Consider the following 11,486-nt stretch of genomic DNA (forward strand, 5'->3'; position numbering starts at 1 on the left):
TGACAGCTCAAAGATAAAATATTAGGGGGATAAAAGGGATGAAAAAGAACAAAACAATAGGATTTATGATGGCGGCAGTTTTACTAGTAGGTGGAACATTTATGGGAACTAAAGCTTTATTTACAGATAAAGCAGAAGCTACTAATAATTTAGTAATAACTATGGGGAATTTAGATATAAACACAAAAGAAGATGAATGGAAAATAATAACTTCAACTGATACGGGTACAGAAACTACTCAAAAGGCATCAGATATTACTAATGTAAAACCAGGAGATAGATTCAGAAAGAAAGTTACTGTAACAAATAATGGATCACTTAATCAAAAATTAGATATAGAAAGAACAGGAACTTCAGCTGACTATCCAAAGGAAATATTAGTTGGTGATACAATCCAATTATTAAAAGGGAAAGTATTAGCAAAAGATGAATCTGTAAATACATATATAGATGTTGTTGTAACACCAGAAATGCTTGGAGAATTTAACAAAGAGGGTAGCCAAAATACAGGTGGCAAGCCTAGCTTTGACTTTAACAAATTAACTCAAAAATATGAAATAAAAGCAACTCAAACTAACGAAAAACCTAGTGACCTTCCAGATGAGATACTTCCAGAGACTATAAAAGGTTCTAAATAAGTAACGTTATTCTATAAAATAAAGGCATTCTTATATAAGGATGCTTTTTTTAAAAAGGTGGTTAAATGAAAAATATAAAAAGAGTAATGAAACTATTAGCAGTAAGTTGTATTGTTTGTATAAGTATTACAGTTCCATCATTTGCATCACAAAATGTATCTATACAAATATATCAGCAACCAAATAATTTATTAAAGCCAGGATCGTCAGAAATAATAAAATTTGTTATAAAAAATAATACAAATCAAAGGATGACTGTAGATAAAATATATATGATGGAAAAATCAAAGACTGTTGATGAAAAGCCTGATTTATCAAAGGGTTTTGAAGAAATGGCTAAATATACAGATATAACTATAAAGCAAACAGGAAATGAATCAAACAAAGTTAAATCAGGATTAAAAGATATGTTAGGCGAAAAAAATGGTGTTAATTTAAAAAATAAGGTGTCTATATATCCAGGTAAAGAGCAAGCATTTGATATGACTATAGATATGAATGAGGCTATTGGAAATGATGCACAATCATTATCAAAAGTATTTAGCTTAGGGACTGTATACAATCTAACAAGTACTGGAGGCGGGGGCGGAACTACCAATCCAGATAAGCCAACAGACCCAGATAAGCCGACAGACCCAGACAAACCAACAGACCCGGATAAACCAACAAACCCGGATAAGCCAACAGATCCAGATAAACCAACGAACCCAGATAAACCGACAGACCCGGATAATGCAATTGATCCAGATAAGCCAATACTTCCAGACAAACCAACATGGCCAGACAAACCAATATTTCCGGATAGACCAGTAAATCCAAGTAAGCCAGGTCAATCACATAAGCTAAGCAACAGTAATAGAAGTAATGTAGGTGGATTGACTGATAAATTGCCTCAAACAGGTAGTATAGTAAACTCTACTACTCTTACTGTTTTAGGTATAGCTGTAGCTGGATTAGGGATAGCATTAGATAGAAAATCTTCTAATAAAGGAGGCAAATCTGATGAGTAGAATGGTGAAGTTAAAGTCAAATAGACGTAAATCTAAAGATAAAGTAAAAGCAACTATAGGTGGATTAGCATTAGCTTTGACTATAGGTACAGTAGGTAGTATGGGAAGTTATGCTTATTTCGTAGATAAAGCAAAGGCCCAAAATGATTTAGTAATAACTATGGGCAACTTAAATACAGACATAGAAGGTAGCTTAGATATGGGCTTAGATAAGGATAATAAGTGCGTTACGAAAACATTTAACATAAAAAATAATGGAAGCCTTAAGCAAAATGTAGCTTTAGGTTTTTCTAAAAATAGTATGAAAGATAACGGAAGTCTTAAGGAATATATAGCTTTAGGCATTTATAAAAATATCAATAGTATGAATGCTTCACAATTAGAAAATCTTAGTTGTACATTGAACATAAGTTATAATGGCAAAGTTGTTATACCAAAAGGATATAGCATAAATACCTTTAATGACCTTATAAATATGCAAAATAAAGAATTGGTTTATAGCAATGGGAAAACATTAGTATCATTAGACCCAAACAAAGAACTAAATTGTACGGTTAGTATATCTATAAAAGATGGATTATCAGAAGAACAAATGAAAAGCCTTCAAGAAAAACAATTTGAATTTGATACAGAGGTAGATGCAATTCAAATAGACAGCAAGGGAGGCAGTAATAATGAAATTTAATAGTAGATTTATTGCTTTGGGACTTGGTATATCGATATTTTTTACTGGCAGTTGCTTAGGTTATAGTTATTTTTCAGATAGTGCTACTAAATCTAATGTATTAAAAATTGGCAAATTGGTAGAGGAAAAACCACCACAACCAACAATTGAAACAGAAGCAGAAATTGACGATGGCAAAGAGCTAGAACTTAAATTAGAAAATACTGGTATAAAGAAATCGGATATTAAAAGTGTTGAATTTATATCTGGTAGTGGTGAATTTAATAAAACCTCATATTCAGCTGAAGTAGATAAAGATAAACATGATAACGAAATACAAATAAGATTTAATAAGCATATAAAAATAAAAAATATATCTACTCAAATGCCATCAAAAGACAGAGTGACAATAAAGATAAATTATAAAGATAGAGAAGATACTTATGAAATTTCATTGACACAAAAGTTTAAGGGGCATGACGATTTATATGCATTCTGGCAAATGATTGATAGTAAGTCACTTACTATAGAGGAAGATTTAGAAGCACAGCCACCTAGTGTAGAAAAACTAGAGGAGCCAATTGAACCTAAAGCAGAAGTTAAACCAGAAGAAACTCCATCAAAACCTGATGAAGTTTTAGAAAAACCAACTCAAAAACCAGAGGTGGAAGTACCAATTGAACCTAAACCAGAAGTTAAGCCTGAAGTAACACCAGAAGTACCAAAAGATGAAAGTACAGAACAAATATAATTATAAAATGTTGTTAAAAAAGAAGTATATAGTTATATCCTTCTTTTTTAACTATAAAAGGGGAGAATCATGAATATAGCAAATATAAGTAAATCAAAGAGCACTCCAAAAGAAAAAATATCAACATTTATATATTATTTTTCGATTATAGCATGCATTATTTTAGTGTTAAACACTTTATCAGCAAGATCAGAAGCTGTATACAAGTTAATAGGATTTAGGAGCTATACAGTTTTATCAGGGAGTATGGAGCCAGAGTTTTATCCTGGAGATTTAGTTGTAAGTCTTCATAAAAATAGAGCAAATATTAAAGAAGGGGATATTATAACTTTTAGAGATAATGATGAAATAGTAACTCATAGAATAATAGATAAAACACAAGAAGGATATATAACAAAAGGCGATAATAACAACGCAGCAGATTCCTTTGCAGTAAGTAACGACAATATAATAGGAAAAGTTTTATTTGATATACCAAATGCAGGATATATAATACAGTTTTTAGCTAAGCCAATGGTAATTGCGATAGAGCTAATGTTAGGGGCAATAATAATATTGTTGTATAACAGAGATTAATTATTTATAAAAAGAGGAAACTAAATGAGAAAAATAGTATCAAAGTGTTTAATATTAACAGGGATATTAATATTATCGGCGACAACTTATTTAAGTTATGACGTAAAAAAATCTAACAATGAAATAGTGGACAAATACGAAAAAGCAATACAATCTTCTTATATAGAAGAACATAAAAAAACACCAAATAATATAAATGAAAATATACCAAGTAATATAATTGGGATTTTAGAAATACCTAAGATTGATATAAAAGTAGCAGTACAAGAGGGTACAGATGAAAAAACTTTGAATTATGCAGTAGGCCATTTCAAAGAAAGTGTAATGCCTGGAGAAATTGGAAATTTTGCAGTAGCGGGTCATAGAAATTACACTTACAATAAATTTTTTAGCAACTTAGATAAGCTTGAAGATGGAGATAAGATAAAGGTGATTACTAAGGATGATGCTTATACATATACAGTATGTAGTTTAGAAGTTGTTACTCCAGATAAAGTAGAAGTGTTAAATTCAAAAGATAATGATAAAACTATAACGTTGATTACTTGTACTCCAAAATATTTGGGAACACACAGGTTAATAATAAAAGGAAAATTATAATTTTAATTATAATTATTATTTTAAAAGTGAATGGTGTAATACACTAGAGTTTAATAAAATAAGTAAAATCTTAAAAAAGGTATATTATAGAGGGGAATAGTTATGGATACATTAATTATATCAGAGTCATTTATAGTAAAAGAAGCAATATCATGTTTATTTAGAAATACGTTTAGCAGTAGCTACATAGAAGCTACTAAAAACATAAATACTGTTGAAGAAAAATTAAAATCACTTGATTTAATATTTATAGATATAAATGAAGATAAAATGAAAGAAGTTGAAGTTGCAACAAAGTACAAAAAAATAAACAGTAAATTAAAAATAATAGTATTAGATTTATTAGAAAATGAAAAACTGTGTAACAAAGCTATTAAGCTAAATGTAGACGGATATATAACTGATTTAGAAGATAATGATGAGTTTGAGTATATATTACATAAAATTATGTTGGGGAAAAAATATTATGATGCTTCTATAATACAAAAGACTTTAAGTAGTAAAAATTTAAATACAAATGATGCTTTGACAAATAGAGAAAATGAAGTTGTGGCTCAAGTAGCAAAGGGATTAAATAATAGAGAAATAGCTAAAAATTTAAGTGTTACAGAATTTACTATAAAAAAGCATCTTAGTAGTATATTTAATAAGTTGAATTTAAAAAATAGACAGGACATAATAATAAGATACAAAGATGGAAGTATAAATTAAAAAAGCAAGAAAAATGATACAAAATAAGATAATTTGACGTATGAAAAAACAGAAAAAAAACGGTTGATATGATATTATATATGATATAAGAAAGAATGAAACTATGAAGTATATCCTGTATATGGGCACTTGGGATATATGAAGTTAGTAGTGCAACCGGCATCTCTAAAAAGGGGGATTGCCGGTTTTTTGTAGTCTGAAATATTATTTGGTTGAAAAATCATGGGGGTATTAAAAAATGGGAATATTAATAGTATCAGATTCATTTATAGTAAGGGATGCGCTATATTATATGTTTAATAAGAAGTATGGAATGGAAACTAAAATATTGGCATCAAATTTTTTAGATTTAGAGAAAAACTTAAAAAAAATTGAAATATCTAAAGTTAACTGTATGATATTAGATATAGAAAAGGAAAATATGAAATATATAGAATTTATGAAGGATGATATATGTGAAAATAAAATAGTAGTTCTAGATTTACATAGAAGTAAAGAAGTATGTGCAACATCTATAAAACAGGGGGTAGATGGATATATATTAAATATAGCAGAAAAAGAAGAATTTATGGATAAGGTAAATAGTATTATTGAAAAGGGAAAAAAATTCTATGATATAGATTTATTACAAAATATATTGCAAGATGAGTATGTTGAGTGTGAAACTTTAACAAATAGAGAAAATGAAATACTAGAAGAAGTTGGAAAGGGATATAGTAATAAGGAAATAGCCAAGCACTTATACATAACTGAGTATACTGTTAAAAAGCATATAAGTAGTATATTACTTAAGTTAAATCTTAGAAGTAGAAAAAATATTATTATTTATTTTAAAGAAAAATATAGTGAAAAATGTGCAAATTTGTAGAATGATATAATTAAATTTTATTTGGGATTTTATAAAAAAATAAAGTGATATTTTTTTATAAAAAAGTATTTTTATTATAGATTTTTGTGTAAAATAATGTTATATTTTATATATAGACAACTTGAAGAGACAAAATATAACAAAAAGGAGCTTAGCTCAAGGTTCCTTATTAAATTTAAATAGATAAAAATACTATCTCAATTCAATTGAATTGTATTTGGACTCTCAATCTCCCTATTAAAAAAGACTGTAACGGAAACAGTCTTTTTTTGTTTTATAAACAGATTTTTATTTTAAATAGTCGATAATTGGTATAATATATAAGATAGAATATTTAAAGACGGGGAGGACTATTATGAATTTATATAATGATATATTAAATAGAAAAGAAAAAATTGCCGTGGTAGGATTAGGGTACGTAGGCATACCTTTAGCAGTAGAATTTGCTAAGCATGTTGATGTTATAGGTTTTGATATTAATGAAGAAAAAGTGAGTTCTTATATAGATGGATATGATGTTACTAAAGAAGTTGGGGACGAAAATTTAAAAAACACTTCTGTAGAATTTACCACTGATGAAAATAAGTTAAAAGAAGCTAAGTTTTATATAGTAGCAGTGCCTACTCCAATAAATAGTGATAAGACACCAAATTTAAGACCTGTTATAGGAGCTACTGAAACGGTGGCTAGGAACATTACTGAGGGTTCTATAGTTGTGTACGAATCAACTGTATATCCTGGTACTACTGAGGAGATATGTATACCGATATTAGAAAAAATATCTGGACTTAAATATGGTGAGGACTTTAAGATAGGTTATTCTCCAGAGCGAATAAATCCAGGCGACAAAATAAATAGACTTACAACTATAGTTAAAATTGTGTCTGGTTGTGACGTGAAAACTTTAGATACTGTAGCGAAGGTATATGAGTTAATTATAGAAGCTGGAGTTTATAGAGCTGAGAGTATAAAGGTGGCTGAAGCTGCTAAGGTTATAGAAAATTCTCAAAGAGATATAAATATAGCTTTTATGAATGAATTAGCTATGGTGTTTAATAAAATGGGAATTGATACTAAAGAAGTTTTAAAAGCTGCTGGCACTAAATGGAACTTCTTAAACTTTACGCCAGGTTTAGTTGGAGGGCATTGTATTGGAGTTGACCCATATTATTTTGTGTATAAAGCTGAAGAATTAGGATATCATTCACAAATAATTTTAGCAGGAAGAAAAATAAATGATGGTATGGCTAAATATGTGGCAGAAAATACTATAAAGAGTTTAATAAAAGCAGATAAAAAAATAAAAGGCGCTAAGGTTTTAGTTATGGGATTAACTTTTAAAGAAAATTGCCCAGATACTAGAAATACTAAGGTTGTTGATATAATAGAAGAGCTTAAAGATTATGGTGTAGATGTACTTATATATGATCCTGTTGCAGATTCTGATGAAGCATTTAGTGAATATGGTATAAAGCTTAATTCTAAAGACGATTTGAAAAATGTGGATGCTGTTATATGTGCTGTGGCTCATGAAAATCTAAAGTCAATTAATTTAGAGCAATTAGAAGGTATGTATAATGAAGGCAGTAAGGTTTTAATTGATATAAAAGGAGTTTATGATAAAGTTGAAGCTCAAAATAGAGGATTAATATACTGGAGATTATAGTGAGGTAAATTTATGAAAGTATTACATATATGTTCTTATTATATAACATCAAAATTATATAGGAACTTAGTAGAAAATTTAGAAAAAGAAGGTATATATAATGATGTATATATACCTGTTTGTAGTGAGAGCTTAATGAATAAATTTGCAGGTGTTAATAATGAAAAAACTAACTATATTTATTCTAAGTGCTTTAATAAGTTTGATAGAGTAAGCTTTAGATTGAAAAATAAAAAAATATATGATGACTTAAAAACTAAAATTGATTTTGAAGGTGTAGATGTAGTACATGCACATTCTTTATTTGTAAACGGATACGCAGCATATAAGCTTAAAAAAGAAAAAAATATAGATTATATTGTTGCAGTAAGAAACACAGATGCTAATGTGTTTTTCAAAAAAATGATTCATTTAAGAAAAATTGGTGTTGAGATAATGAAAAATGCAAAACAAGTTATTTTTATATCATCAAAGTATAAAAGTTCTGTAATAGAAAATTATGTACCTAAAGAATTTCAAGAAATGATATATGAAAAATCGGTTGTTATTCCAAATGGAATAGATAAGTTTTGGTTTGATAATTTAGATATGAACGATAAAGTATTTAATGATAAAAAAATAAAGTTAATATATGTAGGAAAATTAGACAAAAATAAAAATTTATATACTTCTATTAATGTTGTAAAAAAATTAAATGATTTAGGATATGAAGCTTCATTAGACATTGTAGGTGATGGTGAATTGATGAATGATATAACTAAATTAGTTGATGAACAATACAAAGATATTGTAGTATTACATGGTTTTATGAACAAAGAGCAAATTTTAGATTTATATAGAAAAAGTGATATATTTATAATGCCTTCAAAGTATGAAACTTTTGGACTTGTATATATAGAAGCAATTAGTCAAGGTTTGCCTGTGATTTATACAAAAAATCAAGGATTTGATGGATATTTTAAAGAAGGGGAAGTAGGCTATAGTGTAGAGTATGATGATGTAGATGAAATATCTAAAAAAGTAATAGATATTATCAATAAACCTGTATGGAAATTTGAACAATTAAAGCCTGAAATAGAAAAATCTTTTGTATGGAAAAATATCGCTAAAGAATATGTAAATATTTATTCTAAAAAATAATGTGGATTTTTAAGAGAAGGGTAAGTTTATGAATATATTATATTTAGTAAATATGAATGAAAAAAATAGAAAAGGGTTATTTACTGCAACGCATGAAAAGTTAAAGGAAATTATTAAGCATGATGATATAGATGAATATAAAGTATATTCTATTCAGTTTTGTGATGCTGGGTTAATGAAACTTTTAAAAAAGATAAAAAACAAAGAAATTAGAAATAAGGGTGCCAATCATTTTGAATATGAAGGAATAACGTATGAAAAAATATACATAAAGGTTGGAGTTTTTAATAAAATATTTGAAGCTTTAAATTTAGATGTTTTGAACTTTTTACCGACTTTAATAAAATATAAAAATATTATAAAACAATCGGACTTGATAAGTTGTCATTGGGGGTATCCTCATGGAAGAATTGCTTTTTGGATGGGGAAAATATATAAGAAAAAATATATAGTTACTTATCATGGAAGTGATGTTCATACAATGCCAGTAAAAAGTTCTCATATAAAAAGAAAAGTAATTTGTGTAATGGAGAATGCTTATAAAAATATATTTGTAAGTAATAAGCTACATATAGATGCTACAAAACTTGGTTATGATAAATCAAATTATGTAATAACTAAAAATGGTGTTAATTTTGATAAGTTTTATGAAATAACTCAAAAAGAAAAAAATGAAATTAAAAATGATTTAAATTTAACTGGTAAAGTTGTGGGATTTGTAGGCAACTTAAACAAAATCAAAAGAGCTGATAAGCTTGTAGAGATATTTGATAATGTTAGTAAAAACATTGATGAAGAAATTAGCTTTGTAATAGCTGGTGATGGTCCGTTAAAGCAAAGTATGATAAATGATTCTAAACTTAAACATTTGAATATAGCTTTTACAGGTAATGTAGATGTAGATGAAGTTAGAAGACTAATGAATATAATGGATGTTATGGTATTGCCAAGTGAAAATGAGGGATTTGGATGTGTTATAATAGAAGCTAATGCTTGTGGAACTAGAGTTGTAGCTAGTAATGTAGGCGGAATAGAAGAAGCAATTGGAAATAAAGATATGCTTGTTGAAAGTGGGCAAGATTTTGAAAAAAGATTTGCTGACAAAATTTGTGATGTTTTAAATTCTAATTATGAAAAGGAAAAGCTTATAAAAAGAGTACATTCTAATTTCACATGGGAGATAGTTGCACAAGATGAAATAAATGTATATAAAGGAGCAAAATATGAGTAAAATGGCAAAAGCAACACTGGCACTTATGATAGTTACCATGTTGTCTAAGTTTTTAGGATTTGGGAGAGAGTTAGTACTTGCTGCATTTTATGGGACAGGCATATATAGCCAGGCGTATATATCAGCTATGAGTATACCATCAACTTTATTTACTATAATAGCTACTGCTATAGTAACTACTTTTATGCCCTTATACTTTGAAAATTACAGTTTGGGTAATGACGAACAAGGAAATAAGTTTACAAGTAATATATTAAATATAGTAGTGGTAATCGGAATAGTAATCGGAATATTAGGAATGGTATTTACAGATGAACTTGTAAAAATATTTGCAATGGGATATGAAGGCGAAAAATTCGCTTTAACAGTAAAATTCACAAGAATAATGATTTTTGGAGGATTGTTTATAGCTCTTAGTAGGATAATGGCATCATTCTTACAAGCTAAAGAAAGTTTTGCTATATCTGGAATGTCAGGAATTCCTTTTAATATAATAATTATTACTTCTATTATGCTTAGTGTGAAGGTTAATATATATATATTACCAATTGGAACTTTACTTGCTATGGCAAGTCAGTTTATATTTCAATATATTTTTGCACGGAAAAAAGGGTATAAATATAAGTTTGTTTTAGATGTAAAAGATGAGTATGTAAAAAAAATGATATGGCTATTAGGGCCAGTTATTATAGGTGTTTGTTTTAATCAGTTGAATACTGTTATAGATAGAACACTTGCAACAAATATTGGAGGGGGTAGTGCTGTATCTGTTTTAAATTATGCAAATAAATTAAATGGATTTGTAATGGGGCTTTTTATAACATCTATTGCAGCAGTTGTTTACCCTATATTATCTAATTGTTTATCAAGTGATGATAAAGAAGGTTTTTCAAAGTCTATTGTTAAAAGTGTAAATAGTGCGATTTTATTAGTTGTTCCAGTATCTGTAGGTGCGATAGTACTTTCAAAGCCTATTGTAAGCCTTTTATTTGAAAGAGGGGCTTTTGATGAGAGAGATACACATATGACAGCTATTGCTTTGATTTTCTATTCATTAGGTATGGTTGCATTTGGACTAAGGGATATATTAGGAAAAGTATTTTACTCACTACAAGATACTAAAACACCTATGATAAATGGTATTATATCTGTTATTATAAATATAATATTGAACTTAGTATTATCTAAATTTATGGGGTATGCAGGACTTGCATTTGCCACTAGTATCTCATCTACTATTTGTATATTCTTATTGTTTAATAGTTTGAAAAAAAAGATTGGATATTTTGGACAAGATAAAATTATAAAGGCTACTATTAAATCGTTAATAGCTGCGATTGTGATGGGAGTTACAACATACTTTGCATATGAAGTTATGATAAGTATGTTAGGAGTCGGATCAATGAGCGAGGCAATTAGCTTATTTACATCTATTGGATTAGGGGCTATTGTTTATGGATCATTAGTTATTTTATTCAAAATTGAAGAAGTTAATGTTATAACTAACATGATAAAAAATAAGGTTAAAAAAGTAAAGAGATAGCAAAAAGGAGCTAGAAAAATTCTAGCTCCTTTTAATGTGAGAAATACTAAAAAAAGAGATGTTTTCATTTTTTTAGTAATATCATTAT

At 28.0% G+C, this 11,486-nt stretch carries 12 protein-coding genes and 1 riboswitch; all 12 genes read left to right on the top strand.

The genetic code is table 11. The features are described from left to right. Positions 1-38: 38 nt before the first annotated feature. The 12 genes from QOZ84_RS05335 (at position 39) to murJ (ending at position 11,398) form a co-directional block, all read left to right on the top strand. Positions 39-638: a TasA family protein gene (locus QOZ84_RS05335; RefSeq protein WP_284131929.1), complete on the top strand. Its 600-nt coding sequence runs from the start codon at positions 39-41 to the stop codon at positions 636-638. 65 nt (positions 639-703) lie between these two features. Further along, on the top strand, positions 704-1,648 hold the full coding sequence (locus QOZ84_RS05340; RefSeq protein WP_284131930.1) for an LPXTG cell wall anchor domain-containing protein: 945 nt from the start codon (positions 704-706) through the stop codon (positions 1,646-1,648). Beyond that, a complete protein-coding gene (locus tag QOZ84_RS05345; protein ID WP_284131931.1) occupies positions 1,641-2,333 on the top strand; it encodes a TasA family protein in 693 nt (230 codons plus the stop codon). Before QOZ84_RS05340 ends, QOZ84_RS05345 begins: the two co-directional genes overlap by 8 nt. Then, a complete protein-coding gene (locus QOZ84_RS05350) occupies positions 2,323-3,063 on the top strand; it encodes a hypothetical protein (RefSeq protein ID WP_284131932.1) in 741 nt (246 codons plus the stop codon). Before QOZ84_RS05345 ends, QOZ84_RS05350 begins: the two co-directional genes overlap by 11 nt. A gap of 69 nt (positions 3,064-3,132) precedes the next feature. Continuing rightward, positions 3,133-3,639 carry a signal peptidase I gene (locus tag QOZ84_RS05355; protein ID WP_284131933.1) on the top strand — a complete coding sequence of 169 codons (507 nt, stop codon included), beginning with the start codon at positions 3,133-3,135 and terminating at the stop codon, positions 3,637-3,639. A gap of 24 nt (positions 3,640-3,663) precedes the next feature. Then, a complete protein-coding gene (locus tag QOZ84_RS05360) occupies positions 3,664-4,239 on the top strand; it encodes a class D sortase (protein ID WP_284131934.1) in 576 nt (191 codons plus the stop codon). A gap of 102 nt (positions 4,240-4,341) precedes the next feature. Continuing rightward, complete coding sequence (locus QOZ84_RS05365; protein WP_284131935.1) at positions 4,342-4,950, top strand: response regulator transcription factor; 609 nt, start codon at positions 4,342-4,344, stop codon at positions 4,948-4,950. Positions 4,951-5,038: 88 nt separating this feature from the next. Continuing rightward, positions 5,039-5,121: riboswitch (cyclic di-GMP riboswitch) on the top strand. Between the two features lie 67 nt (positions 5,122-5,188). Next, positions 5,189-5,818: a LuxR C-terminal-related transcriptional regulator gene (locus tag QOZ84_RS05370; RefSeq protein ID WP_284131936.1), complete on the top strand. Its 630-nt coding sequence runs from the start codon at positions 5,189-5,191 to the stop codon at positions 5,816-5,818. Positions 5,819-6,173: 355 nt separating this feature from the next. After that, complete coding sequence (locus QOZ84_RS05375) at positions 6,174-7,484, top strand: nucleotide sugar dehydrogenase (RefSeq protein ID WP_284131937.1); 1,311 nt, start codon at positions 6,174-6,176, stop codon at positions 7,482-7,484. 12 nt (positions 7,485-7,496) lie between these two features. Further along, positions 7,497-8,624 (top strand): glycosyltransferase family 4 protein, encoded by a 1,128-nt coding sequence (locus QOZ84_RS05380; RefSeq protein WP_284131938.1) that lies wholly within the window; start codon positions 7,497-7,499, stop codon positions 8,622-8,624. Positions 8,625-8,652: 28 nt separating this feature from the next. Next, on the top strand, positions 8,653-9,855 hold the full coding sequence (locus QOZ84_RS05385; RefSeq protein WP_284131939.1) for a glycosyltransferase: 1,203 nt from the start codon (positions 8,653-8,655) through the stop codon (positions 9,853-9,855). Next, positions 9,848-11,398 carry a murein biosynthesis integral membrane protein MurJ gene (gene murJ / locus QOZ84_RS05390; protein ID WP_284131940.1) on the top strand — a complete coding sequence of 517 codons (1,551 nt, stop codon included), beginning with the start codon at positions 9,848-9,850 and terminating at the stop codon, positions 11,396-11,398. The genes QOZ84_RS05385 and murJ overlap by 8 nt, the downstream gene beginning before the upstream one ends. The last annotated feature ends 88 nt before the right edge of the window (positions 11,399-11,486 follow it).

The organism is Romboutsia sedimentorum (genome assembly GCF_030131845.1).
Lineage (GTDB): Bacteria > Bacillota > Clostridia > Peptostreptococcales > Peptostreptococcaceae > Romboutsia_D > Romboutsia_D sedimentorum.